Source organism: Pantoea sp. GL120224-02 (genome assembly GCF_900215395.1).
Taxonomy (GTDB): domain Bacteria; phylum Pseudomonadota; class Gammaproteobacteria; order Enterobacterales; family Enterobacteriaceae; genus Pantoea; species Pantoea communis.
The window spans coordinates 69,977-93,117 of record NZ_OBEC01000003.1 but is presented as its reverse complement, the minus strand read 5'-3'; the positions used below and the strand labels follow the sequence as shown (position 1 = coordinate 93,117).

The following is a 23,141-nucleotide window of genomic DNA, read 5'->3' as shown; positions in this document are numbered from 1 at the left end:
ACAATTACGGTTGTCATTGCGTCGAAGAAAGATTGTTGTTTAAGGCAAATAAAAAGCGGGCCGTTTCGGCCCGCTACAAAGCATTACTTGTTATCGGGATAGCTTAGATTGATCGCTTCATCCGGTAACTTAGTGAATTTTTGCACGATGGTGCGGAAGTCGGCGTTAGGCGTCAAATCGGCAAACTGTTGCGGATAAAGGTCTTTTGCCAAAATTTCCATCCCCACGATGTTGTAAGGGTGGTTATAGAAATGATGGTAAACGCCATAAACACGGCCATTTTTCACCGGCTCGATCTGTGCCAGACCGGTACGTTTCAACAGTGTCTGGAAAGTGGCATTCACCTCTTTCGGCTGCACGCCGTAGCCGAATGGCAGCACGTTGGTGTTAGGCCGCTTTGAACCGGTCATGATGTAAACGTCCGGTTTCATCGCAATAATTTTTTCCAGCGCGATAAAGCCCACGTTGCCCGGCAACAGCTCGGAACCAATATTCTTACCCCCTACGGCTTCGACTAGTCCGCCCCAGCCATTGTGACTGTGAGTGAAGCAGCAGTTATCGCTGTTACCGGCAATCGGCTCAATAAACACAGTCGGTTTGTTCTTCACCTCAGCCACGCCTTTGGTGATGCGATCAAACCTCTGCTGATAGAAGTCGGTATAGGCCTTAGCCTGGCTCTCACGGTTCAACACTTTGCCCAACAGCGTGACGCTGGGTGCCGTGTTTTGCGCGGGGTGCAGTTCATAATCTACAAACACCACGGGAATATGCAGATTATTCAGCGTACTCAATACACCTGACTGTTGCAGCGCCGGTTTCGCGCGCAGTTGGGCAATCATCATGTCGGGCTTTTGCGCCAGCACGCTTTCCAGATTGACCTGGCCCTGGTCGCTGAAGCCCATATCGACAATTTTGGTCGCTTCAGGCCATTTGCCTTTCAGCAGATCCCAGGTTTGGGTGTCTTGTTTCTTCGGCAGGTTATTCCACGCCACCACACGCTTGAACGGGTCATCACGATCCAGCAGCGCCAGCGTCAAAATATCGCGGCCATCCTGCAGGATGATGTGTTGTGGTTCTTTAGTGATGGTTTGCGTGTTGCCGTCCATATCGGTGACGGTTAACGGGTAAGTGGTAGCCGAAGCCGCCGTGGAAGCCAGTAATCCCATTGCCAGTAGCAGGCGCGTTTTCATCCTAAAACTCCGTGGTAAAAAGAATAGTTATTATTATCAATTACCTTAACACAACCTTAAGGGCCGAAAATAAACGCCAGGACAATGGGTTGTAACCGAGTGTTAATGTTGAATGATGAAGGTTGGATGGCAGATGGCAGATGGCAGATGGCAGATGGCAGATGGCAGATGGCAGATGGCAGATGGCAGATGGCAGATGGATTATCCGTTCCCTGCAGGCAGCCCGCAAGCCGCCGCAGCAGGGAAATGCGCGTCAGGTGAAATCGGACAGCTTCTGCCCGGAGGTAATCAACTCCTGCAACAGCATCTGCCGACGCTCTTGCGACGTATCACGGCTGACCATAAAGCAGATCGCCGCCACCGCCTGGCCGCTGCGTGAGCGAATCGGCGCGGCCATACAGCAGGTAAAGCTTTCGGAGAGCCCTTCCGTCATGCAATAGCCCAGCCTACCGGCATGATGGATTTCATCGAGAAACGCCTGCTTATCGAGAATCTGCCCGCTGGCCAGACGGTAATCTTCTTCTGGAATCAAATCGAGGATCGCGCTATCAGACCAGTTACTCAGCAGTAAACGCCCGGTAGCGGTCCAGGTGATGGGCACGCGTACGCCGATATCTGAGGTGATCTTGAAGGGGTGCGCGTTGCTGCTCTCGGACAGCACCACCGTGTACTTGTTGCCCTCCAGCATACAAAGCTGCACTGTTTCGCCATGGCGCGCCACAATCTCGACCATCAACTGATGCGCGCGCCGGATCAGATCGTTGTGCGCCATGTAATCCGCACCGTAATAGTGCATCTCGCGACCGAAAAACACCGCACCATCTGCATCTAATTCCACCAGCCCGGCTTCACTGAGCAAACTGACCAACTCATAAACGCTGGATCGGGGTGCGCCAGTGGCATCGATCAAATCGCGCATCGCCATCGGCTGACGGGCAATATGCAACTGACGGAAAATATCAATAACCCGGTCAACACCGCGCGCCCGTGACGGTTTTTCATCCGGCATACGCTTACTCCCCTGTTGCATTGGTGCGATTGGAATACATGAAAAAAGAAAAGCATCATACACCCCAACGCAACAATTACCCATCCCCGTAAAAATAAAAATTAGTCACTGACGTTATATTATGGCGATCTATTTTGGGGCCTCATTTTGGCGCAACGATTTTTTGCTGACATTAAAAATGTTCGACGAAGGTCACATTCTTATTAAACGAACAACTCCGCAGTAAATTTATTTTGCGATCCCGACTACATCACAAAAAATTAAATAGCCGCTCACATATTGCAAAAGCAAATCCACTGTGCAAATCTTGCCCTATCCGGTATTGCAGATTTGAGTCTGATATACCGGACATGCTAACAACTCCAGAAATGAGGCAATTTGCATGACGATAAAACGTTATGGCATTGAAGGCGGGACCGGCACTGGCGGGCAAATGTTGCCCTTCGCCCGTGCGGTAGAGGCCGATGGCTGGCTGTATATCTCAGGCCAGACGCCGATGCGCGACGGTGAAGTGGTGGAAGGCGGTATCATTGAACAGACCCAGTTAGCATTTGATAACTGCCTGACCATCATGCGCGAGGCAGGTTATCGCGTGGAAGATGTGGTACACGTCACAGCCGTGCTGACCGACGCACGCTACTTCAGTTCCTTTAATAAAGTATTCAGTGAGATATTCAGTGGAAATCCACCGGCACGCATTTGCAGCGTGCAGGATTTAGTGGTCGACTGCAAAGTGGAAGTGGATATGAAATGCTTCCGCGCCGATCGTAAATAATTATTACGGTTAAAACAGGCTGACGATTTATTATTTTCTTCGCCAACACCAGGACAGCCTGTTATTAATTGATGCTTTTCATTTTGCTGTGAAATATCGGTGTTACGCCGACTCATAACCATTTTATAGAGAGCATAAAATGAACACAACATCGCTTAAGTTCGGCGCCGCTGCGCTGGCGTTACTGGTTTTAGCTGGCTGCACACCCACCGAAGAAAAAAAAGAGGCTGGCGCCGCACCGCAATCGGCCCTGCAGAACGTACTGCAACGCGGCACGCTGCGTGTCGGTGACTGCCTGAGCTTTGCCCCCTTTGGTTTTTATGACAAAGACGGCAACCCGGATGGTTATGACGTTGATTTGGCTAAAGCACTGGCCAAGGAGATGGGCGTGAAACTGGAGATGGTGAATACCACCAGCGCCAACCGTATTCCTAACCTGCAAACCAATAAAGTGGATGTGGTGTTCTGTAACTTTACTCGCAATCTGGAACGTGCCAAAGAGATTGGCTTCACCAACCCGTATGTGGTGGCCAGTGAAGCGATGCTGGTGCGCAAGAACAGCGGTATCCAATCTGCGCATGATATGGCAGGCAAAACCATCGCCACAGTGAAGGGTTCAACCAATGGGGATGAAGTCCGTAACCTCGGTATTGATGTGAAAATTCAGGAATACGACTCATCGCAAGCCGCGATCCTCGCCGTGAAGCAAGGTCAGGCCGATGCGATGATCGAAGACAACAACTTCCTCGCCTATCAGGCCAAGCTCGATCCGACGTTGACCGTGACCAACGAAGCGCTTGTACCACTGGAATATAACGCCTTCGGTGTGAAACAGGGGGATCAGGTGTGGACCAACTATCTGAATGAATTCCTGTTTGAGATTAATGCATCGGGTGAAAACGCCCAGCTGTATCAGAAATGGTTCGGTAGCAAGCCACGTTACCCGCTGAATCCGCAATATTGATTGATGTGCGGCGCGGCAGTTGATGCCGCGCCGTTCGAAGGAGTCAAACCATGAGTTATCAATGGCTAACCCTCTGGCGCTATGCCGACACCTTTCTTGAGGCCGCATGGCTGACACTGCAGGTGACATTGCTGGCCTTCGTGCTGGCGGTAGCATTGGGTTTATTGTCGGCATTAGCGAAATCATCGCCTGTTGCTCCCCTGCGCTGGATCAGTCACTGCTACGTCGAGTTTATTCGCAACACGCCGGTGCTGCTGCAAATTTTCATCATCTTCTTTGGCCTGCCCTCGCTGGGCATCACCATGAGTGCCTTTACCGCCGGTGTGCTGGCGCTGGGCATCAACGTTGGCGCTTACTTGTCTGAAACCTTTCGTGCCGGGATTCAATCGGTGCCAAAAGGTCAGCTCGAAGCCGCTTATATTCTCGGCATCCCGCGTCGGCAAATCTTTCTCAGCGTGGTGCTGCCGCAGGCGGCACGCGCCGTATGGCCGGCGATCATCAACAACCTGATTCAGCTGCTGCTCGGTACTTCGCTGCTTTCTGCGATTGCCCTGCCAGAACTGACCGGTACCGCCACGGTGATTAACGCCCGCACTCTGCTGTATATCCAGACCTTTAGCGTGGTCGCGCTGGTCTATCTGGTGTTGAGCAATCTGTTCTCCTGGCTGGGCACGGTGGCAGGACGGCGCATGTTCCACCCGCCGCTGGTGACCCCGGTAAAAAAGTCCGCCTGGTGGTGGGCAAAAAAATGGCTGACTAATCCAGTGAAACAGGAGAATGCGCTATGAGCGAGCTTATCATTAGCTCTTTCCCCATCCTGCTGAAAGGACTGGGTATCACGCTGTTGCTGTCCATCGCCGCCATTATCGGCAGCACGTTACTGGGCTTACTGGCGGCCGTGTTGCGCACCAGCCGATTGCCGGTCGCCAAACAGATCGCCGTACTCTATACCGAGCTGTTTCGCGGTACGCCGGTGCTGATCACGCTGATGTTCATCTACTTCGGCGTGGCCTACTTCGGTTATGAGATCAACCTGTTTGCCGCCGGGATCCTCGGTTTGAGCATCTATCAAGGTGCCTATATCGCCGAAGTGTTCCGCGCCGGGATTGAAGCGGTACCGAAAGGACAGTGGGAAGTGTCCTGGATTCTCGGCCTTTCCAAACGTCAAACCTTCATGAGCGTGGTATTGCCCCAAACCCGTGGCATCGTGTTGCCGCCGCTGGCCGGTCAGTATCTTTCGCTGATTAAAGACACCTCGATCGTCAGCATGATCGGCATGTCCGAACTGATGCATCAGGGCCAGGCGATTGTCGATCGCATCGGCCAACCGGTGGTGATTTACGGCCTGGTTGCCCTGCTCTACTTCGCCATCTGCTTCCCACTTTCACGTTGGGTTCAACATCATCAAACCAGGAGCCAGATATCATGAGCCAATCTGCGATTACGCTGAGCCGCATTACTAAATCCTTTGGCTCCACTCAGGTGCTGAAAGAGATCAGTCTGGATGTTTCACCCGGCGAAGTGCTGGTGTTAATTGGTGCATCCGGCTCAGGAAAAAGCACTGTGCTGCGCATCATGAGCGGCCTGGAAACCGCTGATGGCGGCGAAATATGGGTTAACAAAGTGCCATTGCACGACCGTAAGCGCAGCAGCGAAATTTGCGGCCATGTCGGCATGGTGTTCCAGCAGTTCAACCTGTTCCCGCACAAAACCGCGCTGGGTAACGTCACCCTGGCGCTGATTAAAGCGCAAAAACTGTCGGAAGCGGAAGCCAACAAACGCGGCATGGCGGCACTGACCCGTGTTGGGCTGGCGGAGCGCGCGCATCACTATCCGGCACAGCTTTCCGGTGGTCAGCAGCAGCGTGTCGCCATTGCGCGCGCGCTGGCGGTGGAACCGAAAATTATGTTCTTTGATGAAGCCACCTCCGCACTTGACCCAGAGCTGGTTGGCGAAGTGATGGAAGTGATGCGCAGCCTGGCACGTGAAGGGATGACCATGGTGGTGGTGACGCACGAAATGGGCTTTGCCCGTAAAACGGCCGATCGCGTGGTGTTTATGGATCAGGGCGTTATCGCTGAGCAGGGTTCGCCGGAGCAAATCTTTGTTAATCCGCAGAACCCGCGCACTCAACAATTCTTATCGCGCGTGCTTGAGCACTAACAGGAGCCACTATGTCGATTCGTTTTCCACTGCAGGCAGACGGTTTGCTGGATGCCCAACAACCTGCGCCACGGTTTAAATCGGTAGCGGGATCTGGCGATCAACCGTTAACGCCGGGCAGTAACGTTTTTACCAGTGATGAAGTGTTCTCGCCGTTGATGGTGATGAAGCAATCAGCGCTGCAGAACAACCTCCACCAGCTTGCCACGTTTTGCCAGGAGAACGGCATCATGCTGGCAGCACACGGGAAAACCTCAATGTCGCCCGCGATCTTGCGCCGCGCCATTAGCGAAGGTGGCGCGTGGGGATTGGGTGCTGCCACGCCAGCACAGGTGCGTGCGCTGCGTCAGTTTGGCATCCGCAATGTGTTTCTCGCCAATCAGCTAGTCGATCCGGCGGGCATTCGCTGGATTGGCCAATGGCAGCAGCAGCATCCCGACCACGGTTTCCTCTGCTATGTGGATTCACTGCAGGGCGTAAAATTGCTGGAACAGCATCTCGGCGATGCACAGATTTCTGTACTGCTGGAGATGTCGGTGAGTGGCGGTCGTACCGGCTGCCGTTCACAACAGGAAGCGCTAAAGATTGCCGAAGCGATTAAAGACAGCCCTTCACTGCAGCTGGTGGGCGTGGCCGGTTATGAAGGTGCGCTGGGGGCGGGTCGCGATGAAGCCGGTATTCAGCGCGTGAAAGCGTATTGTCAGATGATGATCAGCACCACTGCACTGCTGGCAGATCATCAACTCTTCAGCAGCGATCACATCATCCTCAGCGCTGGCGGTGGCGCCTGGTTTGACGTGGTGACCGAATGCTTTACTGCCGCGACGTTACCGCTGCCGATGACACCCTTGATTCGGTCCGGTGCCTATATGGCGCATGACAGCGGCTTGTATGCGCGCATTGCACCCTTCGCGCAACCGGGTTCGAGCCATCACTTCGATGCAGCGCTGGAGATTTGGGGGCGGGTATTGTCTCGCCCTGAACCGGGATTGGCCTTTGTCGATTTTGGTCGGCGTGATGTGCCGTTCGACCAGGATCTGCCCAATCCATTGTGGATCCGCAACGCAGATGGCAGTGAACCGCGCGCGGCAACCCATCTGCGTATCAGTGACGTCAACGATCAACATGCGTATCTGCTGCTGCCCGATGATGAAACGTTGCAGCCGGGTGATTGGGTAGGATGCGGTATCTCTCATCCCTGCACCGCTTTTGATAAATGGCGCTATCTGCCACTGGTGGACGACGATTATTGCGTCACAGATTCACTGGAAACAGCATTCTGACCACAAAAAAGGCTGCCAACGTATTGGCAGCCAGTTCTGGCACATCCCTGTACGACCATGTGGGGTCAGACGTTGTGCCTTCAATGAGCATATAATAACACACAAAATAATTAGCAGGATAATTATTTTATTGCCAGAGCCAGTTTCACCGCATCCTCGGCATGAATCAACGTGGTATCAAACAGCGGCACGCTGGCATCTTCGGGCTTCACCAGCAGGGTAATTTCGGTGCAACCCAAAATGATCGCTTCGGCGCCCTGCGCCACCAGCTCAGCAATCACCTCACGATAACGCGCTCGCGACGACTCACGAATAATGCCAAGACACAACTCCTGATAGATGATGTCATGCACCGTCTTCCGGCCCGATGCATCCGGTACCAGCACATCAATGCCGGACTGCGCCAGACGGCCTTTGTAGAATTCCTGCTCCATGGTAAATGCCGTCGCCAGTAAGCCCACACGCTTCACGCCAGCGGATTGAATACGCTGAGCTGTCGCATCAGCGATATGGAGCAGCGGGATAGCCACGGCACCGGTAATCTGGTCAGCGACTTTGTGCATGGTATTAGTACAGAGCACAATGAAGTCCGCCCCGCCCTTTTCCAGACTGTGCGCGGCTTCTGCCAGAATCTCGCCAGCTCGCTGCCATTCCCCCGCCACTTGCAGCTTCTCAATTTCCTGAAAGTCGACGCTATACATCAGGCTGCGAGCTGAGTGCAATCCGCCAAGTTGCTGCTTCACCTGTTCATTGATGATGCGGTAGTAGAGCGCCGTCGATTCCCAACTCATTCCACCGATCAAACCGATCATCTTCATCTGCGATTTTCCTTTATCAAGCCTGTTCAGCACTGTACGGGATTTGTCAGTCTGGTGCATGCCCCCCAGCTTAAATACAGGGTTTGCGGCACACTTATGCGCGATCAACCTCAAGTGACGCGTTTTCCGGCCAGCGCGCTGAGGGAAACAGCGATAAGCGGATATTGAACAGATGGAACATCGGCGTAAACAACGCCTGTTCCTGTAATGTTCGCGCTTCTAAACCCAACAGCAGGCGATTAAGTTCATGCAACAACGCCGAATGAGGCTGTGTCTGCAGGGATTTCAGCCTGCGTTTGAGGAACACACTCAGCTCATGGAACATCGCCGCACTCTCAATGCCATTCTCGGTCAGCAGCGCTTTGTGCCGCGTGTAATAGTCGTAACAGTTGGCACCAAGCCAGGCCTCGGCAATCAGATTGCCGCCGGAAACCAGATCGGGCGAGGGATCGACGCGCTTACGTGGCAAGATAATGTTCACCTTATCCAGCGTACGCGCCACAAATTGCTGGCGCGCCGTCATCGTTACCGTGTTGAGACGCAGCGCAGCGATAAACTGCAGCAAATCGCGAATCCCTTTACGCACCGCGCGTTTCGCCGTCCACGATGGACGCTTGTTGCGAATAAGCAATGTCAGCACCAGGGCGATGACAATGCCCACCAGCGTCGAAATCATGGCGTTCACTATAAGCAGAAGATCGGGCTTGAAATGGTGGCTCATACCAATCAAGCCCGGAATCTGCGTGGCGACAATCAGGCCAATCAAATTGGTTGCCGGGTTGGCAATCACCAATCCCAGCGCAAATAATCCGGGCGCAAGGCAGATGATCATCGCTTCAAACGTTACCGCTTGTGGTATCAACACGGTGACGTAGAGCAGACTGATCGCCATTGAGATCAATACGCCCTTCAGGAATAGCTTCATTGGCGCGATGGGGCTATCCAACCCGGCAAAGAATGAGCAGAGTACCGCCGCCATCATCGGCGCAGTCGAGCCATCTTTCCAGCCGCTGCCGATCCAGAACAAGCAGGTGGCGAAGGTGGCAAGAAACGCAGTAAAGCAGGAAAGCAACAGCAAACCTTTATCGACATGCTTATGCGCACGCACGGTTTTTCCCGGCTTGACGGTCGGTGTCCACTCACTCACGCGCTCGCTGACACTGTGATAGGCATTAGCGATACGCACGAAGTTGAGCAGGCGCTCCAGCAATCCAATCAACAAAATACTCTCTTCACTGTTGAGCCGCCCCTCCTGCCAGGCCTGCTTCAACTGCGCCTGTGCAACGGTCAAAACATCGTGAATCTGAACCTGATCATCGCCGTTCAGCCATAACAAAAACTGCTGGAATGCCTCTGCAACATAGTCCGGAAAACGGATTTCCTGCTGCGCCAGCAAATTAAGCCGCGACTCAATCGCTGTCAGCGTCGGAATCAAATAGGAAAGATGTTGATACTGCACGCTAACCAACCGCACCAGACGTCGCGCGGCATCGCCTTCATAAACACAGTGCGTAATCAGGGTTTCGACGTTGAGAGGATAGTTCGCCATCTGCACCAGAATATCTTCTCGTTCCACCGATTTATCAGCTGGCATCACCGTGACTAACTCGCTGCACAGCTTGCGCGCATTCTGGTACCACAGGCTGACGCTTTGCTCCAACAGACTGCGCATTGACACCGGCATGATTAAGCGGTGCACCAGGCTGCTGCAGATTATCGCCACCGTGATCTCTTCAATACGCGAAATCACCGTGTAGGTGATGGCCGAGGGTGACGTGACGTCGGGAAAGCCCATGATCGCCGCACTGTAACCAGCGAGCATAAACACATAGCTTTTCGGCGTGCGGTCATGCAGCGACAGATAGAGACATACCGCCACCCATAAAGAGATGCACAGGCTGAACAGCATCGGTGACTCTACGGTAGTGGGATAGATTAGCAGCGTAAACAGCCCACCCAGCAAGGTGCCGAAAAAGCGAAACACCGATTTCGATACGGTCGAACCCGAATAGAGTTGTGAGGCAACGTACACTGTAGTCAGTGACCAGGCCGGTTTATCGAGATTGAGTTCCAGAGCAATATAAAAAGCCAGAAAGGCGGCAAGACAAGTTTTGGCAGAAAACAGCACTGCGCTTTGTGAAAACCACTTCATAGAGCGAAGGAAACCCATAGCAGGCAACGTAAGCGTCTATCCTGACAGAAGCATATCGAGATGACATTTTGATTTGTTATACAAATTATTACCGTGCTAATTATCTGGGCATCTATGCAAATCAAGATGACATGCTGATTACAGTGAATGATCTTGATCACAAAAAATTAGGTTATAAGCGATCGAAATTCGTTATTTATTGGTTATATAAGCGCTTTGCTATGGTGAGAAAAAATCCACGAGAGACTCATCATGCAAACAAAAATTCCTGCTCTGAGCGCGTTGGCGCTTAGCTTTGGCCTGCTCTCTGCGCACGCCTTTGCCGCTAAACCAGAAACCGTGACCATCGGCTATCAGAAAGCCAATATTTTTGCACTGCTGAAGTATCGCGGCACGCTGGATGAAACCTTCAAGAAGGAAGGCATCAATGTCCGCTGGGTAGAATTTCCGGCCGGGCCGCAGATGCTGGAAGGGCTAAACGTGGGCAGCATCGATTTAGCCGCCACCGGCGATGCTCCACCCGCTTTCGCGCAGGCTGCCAAAGCGGATTTGATTTACCTCGGTCACTCCCCTGCTAACCCCAAAACCGAAGCCATCGTGGTACCTAAAGATTCGCCGATCAAAAGCGTGGCGGATTTGAAAGGTAAGCGCATTGGATTGAACAAGGGTTCTGACGTGAATTATTTGCTGGTGAAAGCGCTGGAAGATGCCGGACTGAATTATAAGGACGTGAAACCCGTTTACCTGCCACCAGCTGATGCGCGCGCCGCCTTCCAGAAAGGCGCGATTGATGCGTGGGTGATTTGGGATCCGTTCCTCGCAGAAGTGGAAGCGAACGCCGACGCGCGTGAAATCCGTAATGCAGAAGGTTTGGTGCCGCATTACACCTTCTATCTCGCCAGCCGCCCCTTTGCCGAAGGCCATCCTGACACCGCGAAACAGGTGGTGGATGAATTGAGCAAATTGAGTGACTGGGCGAACGCCAATCAGGATGAGGCTGCCGCGATTCTGTCCAAATCGACCGGGTTAGATAAGGCAATCTGGCAGACCACGTTGAAACGCCTGCCGTATGGCGCTACGCGTATGACGCCGCAGGTGTTCGATGAACAGCAGGCGTTAGCGGATACGTTTACCCGTGTCGGACTGCTGCCGGTGAAAGTGGATGTGCGCAGTGCGACCTGGTCACTGGATACGCAGTGAGCAGATAGTGTGCGGCCTTACGGCCGCACACTGTTAAACAGTCATAAACACTCTGCCTAAACGCCCACGCGTTTCTGCTCGTTTATGCGCTTCAACCACCTTTTCCAGCGGGAAAGTACTATCGATAGGCACGATCAGTTCGCCTTTCGCCGCCATCACCATCAGTTCATTCACCAAATCGCGGGCAATCTGTTTTTCACCCCATTCTGGTCCCAGCAAGCATCCGATCAACGTAATACGGTGCAACAGCAGATATTCCGCATCGACCATCTGATTACGTCCAGCGAGAATGCCGATCAGAACCGCCGACCCGCCGTCTTTTAATACTTCAATGCCATCTGACAATGCTGCGCCGCCGATGGTATCGATCAGCAAATCCACTTTATTGCCGCCCAGCAATTCCCGCACCTGCTCGCCAGCCTGCTTGTCACCCACCACAATGGCGTCATTGAGGCCAAATTCACGTAATTTTTCCAGTGATTCGGGACGCGTACCGGTTCCGATCACCCGGGCACCCATGCGGGATGCCAGTTGGACGGCAGCCATGCCCACCCCGCCCGCCGCGCCGAGAATGAGTACGGTTTGGCCTGGCTGCAGCTGACCTAAATGAAACGCCCATGCAGCGGTGCCTGGCCCCACCGGAATGGCGGCAGCAATGCGCGCATCCAGGCCATCTGGAACAGGAAAACAGTTATAGGCAGCGACAGCGCGACGTTCTGCATAGGCACCTCGCCAGTTAAACGTTGCCACTTTCTGACCGATCTTAAATCCCGTCACGTTTGAACCGATGGCAAGAATGGTTCCTGCCGCCGCATAACCAAGTGACTCGCCCGCTTGTAAGTGCTGACTATTGCGCGAAATGATATCGCCACCCTCAACACTAATGGCTTCCACCGCCACCAGCAGCTCATCCTGAGTAATCGAAGGTTCAACGACATCCACCAGTTGTAAAACCTCTGGACCTCCTGGTTGGGGGTAAGTGACTGCTTTCATCTCTGGTCTCCACAATGCTGAATACGAATAATGATCGGTAGATAAAGCGTAGCGAAGCTGATGATATGTTGGTAGGCTGCATTCACATGTATCAGACATAACCCCATCATGATATCGGACAATTTTGAACCCGCGCTGCTTCGTACTTTCGTTGCCGTTTGTCATCACCGCAGCCTGACACGCGCCGCCGAACAGGCCGGACGCGCCCAATCCGCACTCAGTGCACAGATTCGTCGACTAGAGGAACATACAGGCCAGCGTTTGCTGCGTCGTACAGGACGCGGCGTCGTCCCCACCAAAGAGGGAGAAGTGCTGCTCAGTTTTGCGGTGCGAATTCTCGCGTTGGGGGAAATGGCGGTCGCGCAACTGAGTGAAAGTACGCCCGCCGGCACGCTTCGCATCGGTATGTCCGAAGATGTGGCATCGAGTTTGCTCCCCTTTGCACTTGGCAGGCTGAGAAGATTGTGTCCGGGTCTGCACATCGAGCTTTCCATTGAGAGCGATCACATCCTCGCCAGACGTTGGCAGGAGAGCGCGTTTGATATGGTCTTGGGTCTGACCGCCGGTTTCAGTGAAGACCCGTTAACCAGTTGGGAGATCGACCTGCATTGGGTGTGCGGAATTGACTATCCCTGGGATAGCGCGCTGACGGTCGATGCTATTGTTTGCGGTGAACCTTGTTCATGGCGACGCTTGATGTTTGATGCGCTGATTGAAGCAGGCAAGGAGTTTAGGATCGCGGTAACCAGCTCTAACCTGGGTGCGATCATCCCCGCTGTTGAAGGCGGATTGGGTGTGGCCATGCTGCCAGCGGAACTCATTCGTCATGACAGTATGCGTCTGGTGAATGTCGCGCAGGCTCCGGTAAAAGTGACATATGGTTTGTTTGTCACGCGGCGGCCAAATTCCAATGTCACCACGGCGCTGAATGTGATTCAGGACAGTTTAAAAACGTTGTATTAGAAGTGGGCGGCTCAAGCCGCCCGGCATGAAATGTTTTACCCTTCCCCGCGCCCAATTTGCCAGATCCCTGTCGGCGGCGTCCCGTTAACCTTCCAGCCACCTATGTCACGTGCTTTATAGATCACCGGATTATGTGACGACACCGTGCGCGCATTGCGCCAGTGACGATCCAGCGCTTTACTGATGCGCGTATCCGATGCGCCGAGCGCATTAAACAACTCGGTGGCGGCACGTGGTACCAGCTCACTGGCAATCACCTGCGCCTGACCCGCTTCAGCTTCGGCCAGCGCATTCACTGCCAGAAGTTGCGCTTCGTCGCTGCTTAAGTGCGCTTCATACGCTGATTGCAGTGAATGTGCGGCGCGGATCACCGTCGCTTCGACGGCAAACGCCAGGCTGGTGATCTCACCGATGACCTGTAGCACCTGCACATCCTGACGTGATGAATCGCCGTTGCTGTGGCTGTAAATACGATTGCGAGCGGCCACCGCTTTTGCACCATCGCGTGCGACTGCCCTCCCAATCCCGGCTAGTGTTGCCAATAGCACATGTTGATAGAACGCGGTTTGATAGCGGAAACGCGTGGCGAAATCGAAGACGTGTTGCTGCTCGACGTGCGCATTTTCAAAGCGTGTGGTGCCGCTACCCGTTAAGCGTTGGCCAAAACCATCCCAATCGTCATCACGCGTTACACCGGGTTGGTGAGTGCTTACCAGAGCGATGACATCGCCCTGATTGTCATTGCGTCGAGCATACACATCAATCCAGTCTGCAAATAACGTGCCCGTGCTGTAAAACTTCTCGCCGTTGAGCGTCCAGCCATTTGCGACGGGCGTGACACGGGTAATCACATCGCCGAGTTTCACCGCGCCAATTTCAGTCCAGCCGCTGCCCACCAGCTCGCCGTCGATAAAACGGCGGAACCAGCGATCGCGCTCAGCGCTGTTGGGCTGGTTGAGGCGGTCCTCGACAAAGGCAAAGTGCGCACGTAATGCCTGCGGCAGATTGGAATCCGCTTCCGCCAGTTCGGTGAGCAATTGGAACAGCTGCGGTAGCGATGCGCCCCACCCGCCCTGCTCTTTCGGGATGCGTACCGTGCCGAAGCCCGCCTCTTTTAACCAGGTGATTGCTTCATGGGGCAAGGTGCGGCTGCGTTCGCGCTCCACTGCGCCCTCAGCAATACGATCAAACAGAGGACGGAATTGCGCCGCCAGCGCAGCGTAATCGGTGCCTGTAGAAAGTTGGCTCATAATCACTCCTGATGAGAAAGATCGTCGATGTCGTGGCGCGTCGGTTCGTGGCGCACCGCGAGCAGGAAAAAGATCGGGATGATGGCGGCAAGCGACACCACCCAGAACATATTGGTGCCCAGCGCCGCTTGCAGAATCGGCAGAATAAACAGCGCCAGCGCGCTGCCAATCCCTGACAGCGCACGACTGAAGCCCACGCCAGTAGCGCGAATGGAAGTTGGATAAGAGAGCGCCGGATAGACCATCAGCTGCGCACCCGGACCAAAGCCTTCAGCAAACAACCACAAGCCAAGCATCAGCACCGCAAACACAATCCCCGTAATCGCTTCAGGGTGCCCAATCAATGCCAATGCAATCAGTGCGAAGAATTGCAGTGCAAATCCGGCCATTGCCACATGGCGAGACGGATATTTCCAGGCCAGACGCATGCCCAGCAGACCGCCGGTGAAAGCAAACAGCGCGTTCAGGCCGAGCGATGCGGAGATCGTTTCAAACACGCCCGCGCCGAGGAACTGCGCGAGGATCGAAGGCAGGAAGAAGGCGATCGCGGTGTATTCAAACGAGATGCAGATGTTCATCACGCCTGCCACGATGGTGCGTTCACGCCAGGGTTTCTGGAACAGCACGCGGAAACTTACTTTGGGTGCCGCTTCTGCTGGTGGTGCTTCGGGTTCCGCTTCATGCGCATGAATACCGTAAGAGTCACGCAAAATGCGCACCGCAGACTTCAGATCGCCCTGATTGGCTGCCCACAGCGGTGATTCGTTCATAAATTTGCTGCGCACTGCGATGATCAACAACGCGGGAACGGCCCCGAACAGCAGCGATGCGCGCCACAACCAGTCAAGATGCTCTTCCGGTAACAGGAAGTAGAGCGCGAAGATCAGCAGGAAACACACCGTTGACGCGGCGTACCACATCGGGCACCAGGCGGCGAGTCGCGCGGCTTTGTTGCCTTTGCCTGCGAATTTAGAAAATTCCGCCAGGTAGGACATCGCCACGGGTAAATCGATACCCACGCCAATCCCCATCAGGAAACGTGCGCCAATCAGTACCCAGACATTGGGCGCTAATCCCGCTGCGATGGCCGAGACCACGAAGAACAGCATATCGGCCATAAACACCGAGTAACGGCCATATTTGTCGGTCAGCCAGCCACCAATGAGATTACCGACGATGGTGCCGACCATGATTGAGGACGTCACCAATCCGGTGAGAAGAGGAGAAAGCTGGAATTCGCGTACCACATCGTCAATTCCATAAGAGAGCGTGGTGAGATCGTAGGCATCGAGGAAGACGCCGCCGAGCGCGAGGAACACAATCATGCGCGCATAATTGTTTTTGTCACTGCGGGTGTTGATCAGCCTTGCCACATCACTGACCGAACGAACCGGCTCAGACGTCGGTAAGGTGTTTTCGAAAGAAACGGTACTCATAATGCCTCACGTTGTTTTTAGTTGTGCAGGTGAGGTTGTTATAAGCGCTTACCCTTCAGGTCCAAAGCAACAAATAGTGATATTAAATTGTTTAAAATCAATAATATAAAAAACTTTCAAACACAAAATCCCGGACGCGCATCGCGAGCCCGGGTGAAGGATAACACCAGCAAATTAGTCTGCAGAGACCGGCACTAATACGCCTTTAACTAACGGATCATCCGTCGTTTTCAGCCACTGCTGAACGCGAGGATCGGAGAACGCCTGTTTTAGCTTTACGATGTTCTCCTGCTCCAGATAGGGCGTACCAATCACCAGCTGCGAGGCAAAAGTACGCGGTGCCGGAGGGAACAGAATGCCTTTATCACGCGGCACTTTTCCGGCATCAAACTGAGAAACATAGCCAATCGCCGCATCCACCGAATTCAACGCGCGTGGCATGGTTAGCAAATCGAGTTCTTTGAAGACGAAGCCATGCGGATTACCGATAATGTTTTTTAATTTGGCGGTACGCGGTTCAACGTTGGAATCGAGTGTGATCAAACCCTGACGTGCCAGCAGCCACAAGGCCTGGCCCTGGTTGGCTCCATCATCCGGCACCACAATGGTGGCCCCCTGCGGCAGGTCGGCTATGGATTTATAGCGATCGGAGTAGACGCCAAATGCCCACTGGAACAGCGGTAAGGCAGAGGTGAGCTGGAAACCGTTGGCATCCACCACCTGCTTCAACCACCACTGGTGCTGATAGACGGTTGCCGCATATTGTCCTTGCGCCACGGCGCGATCCGCCTGCACCGGATCCTGCACGCCCACCGCTTCCAGCTTCAGACCATAATCCGGCGCGATGTGCTCGCCAACATACTCAATCAACTTCTGTTCTCCCGCCATTGCCGGTTCAAAGTGGATTTGTAGCGTGGTGCCAAAGACCACCGCTTGCGGTTGCTGACTGCGCCAGAACCCTGCGGCGGCGGCCAATGCAATGACCACTATAATCAGTAGCAGCCACGGCCAGCGGCGCGTCTTACGTAACTCAAATTCTTGTGTTGTCATCGTGATATCCCCTGAGGATGCCGTAGAATTGCGACTAAACGGTCACCGATAAATTGAATGGTTTGTATCAAAGCGATCAGCACCACAATGGTGGCGATCATGATGTGGTTGTCGAAGCGCTGATAGCCGTACACCACGGCTAAATAACCGATACCGCCCGCGCCGATGGTGCCGGCGATGGCGGAGTACTCGATCATGGAAATCAGGTTGAGGGTGATGGCGGCAACAACAGCAGGTAATGCCTCACTGAGCTGCGCCGAACGGATGATCTGCCAGCGCGACCCGCCGCATACCAAACCCACCGAGGTCACTTCGCCTGGCAGTTCACGCAACGCGTTATCCACCAGACGACCAAAGAACGGAATGCCCGCCGCAATCATCGGCACCACCGCCGCAGGGATACCGATGGTGGTGCCGGTCAGCCAGAAGGTGAACGGGATGATCGCCGCCATTAACACCAGAAACGGCAACGAGCGTCCCATATTCACTATCCAGCTCAGCACCCGATGCACGCCGCGATGGGGAAACAGTCCACGTGCTGAGGTGTTAAACAACACCACGCCAACGATACCGCCGAGGCTCACCACGAACAGCATCACGATGCCGACCATCAGCGCGGTCTCACCTATCGCAGGTAACATCAATGCCGGAATTTCCAGCCACGGCGTGTCCTGACTTATCACGGAAACGCTCATACCGCCTCCCGCAGCTGATGTACGCTGCCCGAGACGCTGGCAACCAGTCCAAACTGTTCGAGCTGCGCCAGCAATCGCGCCAGTGGCACACGCTCTTGCTGGAAGTGAATGCCCACCTGCAAGCGTCCGGCTTGGATACCATTGACCTGCTCAACGTGCGCGCCAAGCAGATCGATGCGCAGATTGAACTGCACACTCAGACGCGAGATCCAGTCGCTGATGACCGGTACATCTGTGCGATAACTCAGTTGCAGAATCAATTCCGCCACGCCAGGTTGCGCCACCAGTGGGAATAGACGTTGCCCCAGCGAGGAATCGGGCTGCGCCAGTAACTGTTTCAGCACGCCATACTGCACAATCTGCCCATCGCGAATTTCGGCAACCGCATCCGCCGCCTGACGCACTGCATCCATCTCGTGGGTAATCAGCACGATTGCCAGCTTATAGTCGTCACGCAGTTTCTTTAGCAAATCCAGCACCGCAACCGTGGCTTCAGGATCGAGACCAGAAGTCGCTTCGTCGGCCAGCAGCACGGAAGGCTTTAGTGCCAAGGCTCGCGCGATGCCAATCCGTTGACGCTGTCCCCCCGAAAGCTGGTCGGGATACGCTTTGGCTTTATGGCTCAGACCAACACTCTCCAGCAACTCACCCACGCGTGCGGAAATATCCCGCTCGACCACGCCGAGATAACGCAACGGCAGCGCGATGTTTTCCCAGGCGCTTTTGCGCTGCAATAGGGCAGAAGATTGAAAAACGGTGCCAATCGAACGGCGCGCGCGACGCAGTGCTTCGCCATTCAGCCGCGAGAGATCGCTGCCATTGATGCGAATACTGCCCGCGCTGGGCTGCTCCAGTAAACTGATGCACTTCGCCAGCGTGGATTTGCCCGCGCCGCTGGGCCCAACGACAGCAGTGATGTTGGCCTGTGGTACCTGCAAGTTGATGGCTTTCAGCACCTCGGTGATGCGTCCATCCGCGGTGCGGTAATGCTTACTCAACTGGTCAATTTCAATCATATGACCTCCGGCAGTACCGAATTTTTCACCCGATAGCCCACGCCGGGATGCGGTGCGGTTAACTGTGGTCCGGCGTTAAACAGCTTCTCGCGCAGCGTACCTTCCGCATACGCCTTCTTATAAACACCGCGCTTTTGCAGCTCTGGGATCAGCAGTTCAACCACATCTTGAAAGGTTTCATGCGTTAAAGCGTAGGCGAGGTTGAAACCATCAACGTCAGTGTCTTCCACCCAGCTTTGCAGTTCGTCGGCCACAGTTGCTGCACTGCCGACAATCAGCGGGCCAAAGCCGCCAATGCCCACCCAATCCGCCAGCGCTTTTACCGTCCACTGACGATCAGGGTCGGCGGTGGAGAAGGTTTCGACGGCTGATTGGATGGCATTGGTGTGAAGGTACTTCAGCACCTGGTCAGGTTGATATTGACCGAAGTCGATACCGGTCCAGCCGGATACCAGTGCCAGCGCCCCCTCGTAACTGACATAGCTTTGGTATTCTTTCCACTTCGCCTGCGCGGCGGCATCGGTCTCCCCGATGATCACCGTTTGCAGATTGAAGATCAGGATGCTGCGCGGATCGCGCCCTGCTTCTGCTGCACGACGACGGATATCCGCGACGGTTTTCTTCAGCAGCACTTTCGACGGCGCAGCAACAAACACGCATTCCGCGTGCTCAGCGGCAAACTGTTTGCCGCGACTCGATGCACCCGCCTGATACAACACCGGCGTGCGCTGCGGTGACGGCTCACACAGGTGAATGCCCGGTACGTTGAAGAAGGTGCCCTGGTGATTGATGGGGTGAATTTTGCGGGGATCGCTGAAGATACGCCGTTCACGATCGCGCAATACCGCATCCTGTTCCCAACTGCCTTCCAGCAGCTTGTACACCACCTGCAAATATTCATCGGCATAGTCGTAGCGGCTGTCGTGATCGCTCTGCGCCTGATGACCAATATTGCGCGCCCCGCTCTCCAGATACGAGGTCACAATATTCCAGCCGATGCGCCCTTTGGTCAGGTGATCGAGCGTCGATAAACGGCGCGCAAAGGGATAAGGATGCTCAAACGATAGCGATGCGGTGAGACCAAAGCCGAGATGCTCGGTCACCAGCGCCATTGGGGTAATCAACGCCAGCGGATCGTTGACCGGTACCTGCGTCGCCTGACGAATCGCGGCATCGCCATTCCCGTTCAGCACATCGTAAATACCCAACACATCGGCGATAAACAAACCGTCAAATTTGCCACGCTCCAGCAGGCGCGCCAAATCGACCCAGTACTCCAGATCTTTGTATTGCCAGGAACGGTCGCGCGGGTGCGCCCACAGGCCCGGTGATTGATGTCCGACACAGTTCATATCAAAAGCATTCAGGCGAATTTCACGTTGCGATGGCATAGCAATCTCCATAGCGAGGCCGTGATCGTGCGACGACCCGGCGTTCGTTAGTGTGTTTTTAGGATGTTTGAGAGATTAAGAAGCGTAAGGGGGACATCGCTCGTCTTGAGCGATGTGAAGTTCTCTGAGAATTTGCTGAGCAACGGCAGCGGCGTGATCGGCAACCTGTGGCAGGCCCATCAACTCACCGAAACGCGCGCGGGCGGCGGGTCCGACTACGAGCAGGCGGGCGTTGGGCAACCCTTGGTGATTCAGTGCGTGTGACTGCGCATCAACGTCGAGGCCAAAGCCAAGCTGATCACCGCGAATCAGGCCTTGATCACTCAGCGAACGTAGCAGCGGCTGGCTTTGTGTCAGCGCATCATGGCCCGGTCCGGTGGTGACGATCAGATGGTCGAACACGCGAGTTTCAATTTCACCGTTGCGCGTGTGCAGAGTGATTGCCAGCTGGTGGCCCTGCGCTGTAATGGCCTGCAGTCTGGCTGCAAGCACCTGCAAACTCCCCTGCTGCTGTCGTCTGATGATTTCCGCTGACACCTGCGGCGCGATACGATAACGATGTACATCCCACCACGCGCGCAGATGGCGTACAAAGCGCTTTTGCTCGCGTAGCGGCAAAGTTTGCCAGATGGTTTGGCCCTGTGCGCGTACATCGTCTAGCACGCGTTGCCAGGGTAATTGCTGCCGTGCCGCTCGGGCAACCTCAACCCTGATGTGATGCAGCCACAGACGCGCGCTGGGGACGTTCTGAGGTGCTATCGTCCATTCAGGCCACTCACCCTGCAGATTGGCGCGTGAGAGTTGTCCACGGCGTGAGAAAGCGGTTAACGGGCCTCGATGATGCCGAGTGCCTAATGAAGCAACCACATCCGCCATACTCAGGCCGGTTCCGATAATGGCCACGGTGGCGTCAGGATCTATCGCATCCAGCACGCCGGCTTGCCATGGATTGGCAATGAGCGCTGGGTGATGGGCAAAGGGCTGCAGCGAGCGAGGCAAGGATGGCGGTGGGTGACTGATCGCTAACGCCAGCACATCGCCCTGTAGCGTCACGCCATTGCTGAGTAACAGTTGCTGCCCTTCCCATGCCATGGCACTGGCCTGAACGTGCCGTAACTCAATCTGCGGATGCCGTTCTGCCGCAAGGGCAAACTGCTCTGCCAGATAGCGACCAAACATCGCGCGCTGCGGATAGACTGATCCGTCATCACAATGGGCTACTGAATCCAGTGAACACTCAGGCTGCTGACGATACCAGCGGTCAAAGGCGCCCTGCTCATCGCCGCTGAGTTGCATGCGCGAGGCAGGTACATTGATGCGATGCGCCGGTTCCTGCGTGGAGTAGGCCACCCCACCGCCCAGTTGCTCACGCGGTTCGACCACTGTAATCAGTAACGGAGAGGACGATTGCCGCGCGAGATGAATCGCCAGCGCCGTTCCGCTGAACCCGCCACCTGTGATGATAATGTGAGGTCGTGCCATCGTCTTCTCCTGCATTAGCTGGCGCTCGCCTGTTTTGAAGGACGTTTATCGCCACCAATGGTTTCGCCAAACGGGCCGGTGTTAATGGTGCGCGCACGCTGCTGCTGACCATTTGCCAGCGGTAATAGCGGCAGCAGCAATTCTGCCACACGATGCGCCTCTTCAAGATGCGGATATCCCGACAGGATGAAGTTGGTCACACCCAGTGCCTGATATTCCCGTATGCGTTCGGCAACCTGCTCAGGACTTCCTACCAATGCCGTTCCGGCTCCGCCGCGCACCAGACCAACGCCTGCCCATAAGTTTGGTGAGATGTAGAGATTATCGCGCGAGCCTTTGTGCAGCGCGCTCATCCGTGCCTGACCTGCAGAGTCCATACGCGCAAAAATCTTCTGCGCCTGCGCGATGGTGTCTTCATCCAAATGACCGATTAATTTCTCTGCCGCCGCTTTCGCTTCCTGTTCCGTTTCACGCACGATGACATGCAGGCGGATGCCGTATTCCAGTTTGCGCCCGCGCGCTGTAGCACGTTCACGGACGACTGCCAGCTTTTCTGCGACCTGCTCCGGGGGCTCACCCCAGGTCAGATAGGTATCGATTTGCTCAGCGGCGACATCAATCGCGGCCTCCGACGAGCCGCCAAAATAGAGTGGTGGGCCATTTTCCTGCACTGGCGGGAACAACACCTCTGCTCCTTCAACGTGAATATGCTGCCCTTCATAGTCAACCTTCTCTCCACGCATTAAACGGCTATACACATCGAGAAACTCTTTGGTGACTTCATAGCGTTCACTGTGATTGAGAAAGATGCCGTCGCCTTTGTTCTCAACCGGGTCACCGCCCGTCACCACGTTAATCAGCAAACGTCCTTCAGAGAGGCGATCCAGGGTTGTGGCCATACGCGCGGCCAGTGTCGGCGGTTGAAGTCCAGGGCGAACGGCAACCAGGTAACGCAGTCTTTTAGTGATGGGTGCCAGTGCAGAAGCAACCAGCCATGAATCTTCGCAACTTTTGCCGGTGGGAATCAGCACACCGTAGTAACCGAGATTGTCGGCGGCCAATGCCACCTGCTGTAAGTAAGCTAAATCAACCGGGCGCCCACCTTCTGTGGTGCCGAGATAGCGACCGTCACCGTGCGTCGGGAGAAACCAGAAGACATTGATGTTCTTGTTTGCGGATTCGGCCATTATGCTTTTCCTATATAACTTTATTAAAAAATGATCATTTTGAGATGTTTTTTTAGTTATATAGCTGTTAGCGAAAAACGTGCCAGCTTTGATTCTCCTGATAATGACGCTATTTCAGCGGGTT

At 54.6% G+C, this 23,141-nt stretch carries 21 protein-coding genes; 8 read left to right on the top strand and 13 right to left on the bottom strand.

Annotated features, from left to right (window positions below):
• Window positions 1-83: 83 nt before the first annotated feature.
• On the bottom strand, window positions 84-1,190 hold the full coding sequence (locus CRO33_RS07475; protein ID WP_097117652.1) for an ABC transporter substrate-binding protein: 1,107 nt from the start codon (window positions 1,188-1,190) through the stop codon (window positions 84-86).
• Between the two features lie 253 nt (window positions 1,191-1,443).
• On the bottom strand, window positions 1,444-2,199 hold the full coding sequence (locus tag CRO33_RS07465) for an IclR family transcriptional regulator (RefSeq protein ID WP_097117651.1): 756 nt from the start codon (window positions 2,197-2,199) through the stop codon (window positions 1,444-1,446).
• 382 nt (window positions 2,200-2,581) lie between these two features.
• Here CRO33_RS07465 and CRO33_RS07460 point away from each other — a divergent pair, with 382 nt between their 5' ends.
• The 6 genes from CRO33_RS07460 (at window position 2,582) to CRO33_RS07435 (ending at window position 7,384) form a co-directional block, all read left to right on the top strand.
• Window positions 2,582-2,974: a RidA family protein gene (locus CRO33_RS07460; protein WP_058960439.1), complete on the top strand. Its 393-nt coding sequence runs from the start codon at window positions 2,582-2,584 to the stop codon at window positions 2,972-2,974.
• A gap of 139 nt (window positions 2,975-3,113) precedes the next feature.
• Window positions 3,114-3,938 (top strand): ABC transporter substrate-binding protein, encoded by an 825-nt coding sequence (locus CRO33_RS07455; RefSeq protein ID WP_034822375.1) that lies wholly within the window; start codon window positions 3,114-3,116, stop codon window positions 3,936-3,938.
• Window positions 3,939-3,988: 50 nt separating this feature from the next.
• Window positions 3,989-4,726 (top strand): amino acid ABC transporter permease, encoded by a 738-nt coding sequence (locus tag CRO33_RS07450; RefSeq protein ID WP_045833600.1) that lies wholly within the window; start codon window positions 3,989-3,991, stop codon window positions 4,724-4,726.
• Window positions 4,723-5,367, top strand: coding sequence for an amino acid ABC transporter permease (locus CRO33_RS07445; protein WP_045815500.1), 645 nt, complete (start codon window positions 4,723-4,725; stop codon window positions 5,365-5,367). Before CRO33_RS07450 ends, CRO33_RS07445 begins: the two co-directional genes overlap by 4 nt.
• Window positions 5,364-6,101 (top strand): amino acid ABC transporter ATP-binding protein, encoded by a 738-nt coding sequence (locus CRO33_RS07440; RefSeq protein ID WP_034822369.1) that lies wholly within the window; start codon window positions 5,364-5,366, stop codon window positions 6,099-6,101. Before CRO33_RS07445 ends, CRO33_RS07440 begins: the two co-directional genes overlap by 4 nt.
• An 11-nt stretch (window positions 6,102-6,112) precedes the next feature.
• The gene (locus tag CRO33_RS07435) at window positions 6,113-7,384 is read left to right on the top strand and encodes an alanine racemase (RefSeq protein ID WP_097117650.1); all 1,272 of its coding nucleotides are present in this window, start codon (window positions 6,113-6,115) and stop codon (window positions 7,382-7,384) included.
• Window positions 7,385-7,506: 122 nt separating this feature from the next.
• Here the strand turns inward: CRO33_RS07435 and CRO33_RS07430 are convergent, their stop codons facing one another.
• The gene (locus tag CRO33_RS07430; protein WP_097117649.1) at window positions 7,507-8,202 is read right to left on the bottom strand and encodes an aspartate/glutamate racemase family protein; all 696 of its coding nucleotides are present in this window, start codon (window positions 8,200-8,202) and stop codon (window positions 7,507-7,509) included.
• A 94-nt stretch (window positions 8,203-8,296) separates the two neighbouring features.
• Entirely contained in the window at window positions 8,297-10,354 is a 2,058-nt protein-coding gene (locus CRO33_RS07425) for an FUSC family protein (RefSeq protein ID WP_097117930.1), read from the bottom strand.
• Between the two features lie 252 nt (window positions 10,355-10,606).
• Here CRO33_RS07425 and CRO33_RS07420 point away from each other — a divergent pair, with 252 nt between their 5' ends.
• Window positions 10,607-11,554, top strand: a complete 948-nt coding sequence (locus tag CRO33_RS07420; protein WP_097117648.1) for a sulfonate ABC transporter substrate-binding protein — start codon at window positions 10,607-10,609, stop codon at window positions 11,552-11,554.
• A 33-nt stretch (window positions 11,555-11,587) separates the two neighbouring features.
• Here CRO33_RS07420 and CRO33_RS07415 read toward each other — a convergent pair whose 3' ends face one another.
• Window positions 11,588-12,547 carry a quinone oxidoreductase family protein gene (locus CRO33_RS07415; RefSeq protein ID WP_097117647.1) on the bottom strand — a complete coding sequence of 320 codons (960 nt, stop codon included), beginning with the start codon at window positions 12,545-12,547 and terminating at the stop codon, window positions 11,588-11,590.
• A gap of 108 nt (window positions 12,548-12,655) precedes the next feature.
• Here CRO33_RS07415 and CRO33_RS07410 point away from each other — a divergent pair, with 108 nt between their 5' ends.
• The gene (locus CRO33_RS07410) at window positions 12,656-13,510 is read left to right on the top strand and encodes a LysR family transcriptional regulator (protein WP_072226533.1); all 855 of its coding nucleotides are present in this window, start codon (window positions 12,656-12,658) and stop codon (window positions 13,508-13,510) included.
• 35 nt (window positions 13,511-13,545) lie between these two features.
• Here CRO33_RS07410 and CRO33_RS07405 read toward each other — a convergent pair whose 3' ends face one another.
• The 8 genes from CRO33_RS07405 to ssuD form a co-directional block, all read right to left on the bottom strand.
• Entirely contained in the window at window positions 13,546-14,760 is a 1,215-nt protein-coding gene (locus CRO33_RS07405; RefSeq protein ID WP_097117646.1) for an acyl-CoA dehydrogenase family protein, read from the bottom strand.
• A gap of 2 nt (window positions 14,761-14,762) precedes the next feature.
• A complete protein-coding gene (locus tag CRO33_RS07400; RefSeq protein ID WP_097117645.1) occupies window positions 14,763-16,196 on the bottom strand; it encodes an MFS transporter in 1,434 nt (477 codons plus the stop codon).
• 174 nt (window positions 16,197-16,370) lie between these two features.
• A complete protein-coding gene (locus CRO33_RS07395; protein ID WP_097117644.1) occupies window positions 16,371-17,246 on the bottom strand; it encodes a MetQ/NlpA family ABC transporter substrate-binding protein in 876 nt (291 codons plus the stop codon).
• Entirely contained in the window at window positions 17,243-17,941 is a 699-nt protein-coding gene (locus CRO33_RS07390) for a methionine ABC transporter permease (protein ID WP_097117643.1), read from the bottom strand. The genes CRO33_RS07395 and CRO33_RS07390 overlap by 4 nt, the downstream gene beginning before the upstream one ends.
• On the bottom strand, window positions 17,938-18,957 hold the full coding sequence (locus CRO33_RS07385; protein ID WP_097117642.1) for a methionine ABC transporter ATP-binding protein: 1,020 nt from the start codon (window positions 18,955-18,957) through the stop codon (window positions 17,938-17,940). Before CRO33_RS07385 ends, CRO33_RS07390 begins: the two co-directional genes overlap by 4 nt.
• Complete coding sequence (locus tag CRO33_RS07380) at window positions 18,954-20,348, bottom strand: LLM class flavin-dependent oxidoreductase (protein WP_097117641.1); 1,395 nt, start codon at window positions 20,346-20,348, stop codon at window positions 18,954-18,956. Before CRO33_RS07380 ends, CRO33_RS07385 begins: the two co-directional genes overlap by 4 nt.
• A 75-nt stretch (window positions 20,349-20,423) precedes the next feature.
• Window positions 20,424-21,830, bottom strand: coding sequence for an FAD/NAD(P)-binding protein (locus tag CRO33_RS07375; protein ID WP_097117640.1), 1,407 nt, complete (start codon window positions 21,828-21,830; stop codon window positions 20,424-20,426).
• A gap of 14 nt (window positions 21,831-21,844) precedes the next feature.
• Window positions 21,845-23,017: an FMNH2-dependent alkanesulfonate monooxygenase gene (gene ssuD, locus CRO33_RS07370; protein ID WP_097117639.1), complete on the bottom strand. Its 1,173-nt coding sequence runs from the start codon at window positions 23,015-23,017 to the stop codon at window positions 21,845-21,847.
• Between the last annotated feature and the right edge of the window lie 124 nt (window positions 23,018-23,141).

Bases quoted from the DNA above. Each gene is read 5' to 3' on its own strand.
- CRO33_RS07435 (WP_097117650.1), top strand. From the start codon at position 6,113: ATGTCGATTCGTTTTCCACTGCAGGCAGACGGTTTGCTGGATGCCCAA.
- CRO33_RS07400 (WP_097117645.1), bottom strand. From the start codon at position 16,196: ATGAGTACCGTTTCTTTCGAAAACACCTTACCGACGTCTGAGCCGGTT.
- CRO33_RS07430 (WP_097117649.1), bottom strand. From the start codon at position 8,202: ATGAAGATGATCGGTTTGATCGGTGGAATGAGTTGGGAATCGACGGCG.
- CRO33_RS07455 (WP_034822375.1), top strand. From the start codon at position 3,114: ATGAACACAACATCGCTTAAGTTCGGCGCCGCTGCGCTGGCGTTACTG.
- CRO33_RS07450 (WP_045833600.1), top strand. From the start codon at position 3,989: ATGAGTTATCAATGGCTAACCCTCTGGCGCTATGCCGACACCTTTCTT.
- CRO33_RS07420 (WP_097117648.1), top strand. From the start codon at position 10,607: ATGCAAACAAAAATTCCTGCTCTGAGCGCGTTGGCGCTTAGCTTTGGC.
- CRO33_RS07405 (WP_097117646.1), bottom strand. From the start codon at position 14,760: ATGAGCCAACTTTCTACAGGCACCGATTACGCTGCGCTGGCGGCGCAA.
- CRO33_RS07395 (WP_097117644.1), bottom strand. From the start codon at position 17,246: ATGACAACACAAGAATTTGAGTTACGTAAGACGCGCCGCTGGCCGTGG.
- CRO33_RS07425 (WP_097117930.1), bottom strand. From the start codon at position 10,354: ATGAAGTGGTTTTCACAAAGCGCAGTGCTGTTTTCTGCCAAAACTTGT.
- CRO33_RS07390 (WP_097117643.1), bottom strand. From the start codon at position 17,941: ATGAGCGTTTCCGTGATAAGTCAGGACACGCCGTGGCTGGAAATTCCG.
- CRO33_RS07385 (WP_097117642.1), bottom strand. From the start codon at position 18,957: ATGATTGAAATTGACCAGTTGAGTAAGCATTACCGCACCGCGGATGGA.
- CRO33_RS07415 (WP_097117647.1), bottom strand. From the start codon at position 12,547: ATGAAAGCAGTCACTTACCCCCAACCAGGAGGTCCAGAGGTTTTACAA.
- CRO33_RS07460 (WP_058960439.1), top strand. From the start codon at position 2,582: ATGACGATAAAACGTTATGGCATTGAAGGCGGGACCGGCACTGGCGGG.
- CRO33_RS07375 (WP_097117640.1), bottom strand. From the start codon at position 21,830: ATGGCACGACCTCACATTATCATCACAGGTGGCGGGTTCAGCGGAACG.
- CRO33_RS07475 (WP_097117652.1), bottom strand. From the start codon at position 1,190: ATGAAAACGCGCCTGCTACTGGCAATGGGATTACTGGCTTCCACGGCG.
- CRO33_RS07465 (WP_097117651.1), bottom strand. From the start codon at position 2,199: ATGCCGGATGAAAAACCGTCACGGGCGCGCGGTGTTGACCGGGTTATT.
- CRO33_RS07410 (WP_072226533.1), top strand. From the start codon at position 12,656: ATGATATCGGACAATTTTGAACCCGCGCTGCTTCGTACTTTCGTTGCC.
- CRO33_RS07440 (WP_034822369.1), top strand. From the start codon at position 5,364: ATGAGCCAATCTGCGATTACGCTGAGCCGCATTACTAAATCCTTTGGC.
- ssuD (WP_097117639.1), bottom strand. From the start codon at position 23,017: ATGGCCGAATCCGCAAACAAGAACATCAATGTCTTCTGGTTTCTCCCG.
- CRO33_RS07445 (WP_045815500.1), top strand. From the start codon at position 4,723: ATGAGCGAGCTTATCATTAGCTCTTTCCCCATCCTGCTGAAAGGACTG.
- CRO33_RS07380 (WP_097117641.1), bottom strand. From the start codon at position 20,348: ATGCCATCGCAACGTGAAATTCGCCTGAATGCTTTTGATATGAACTGT.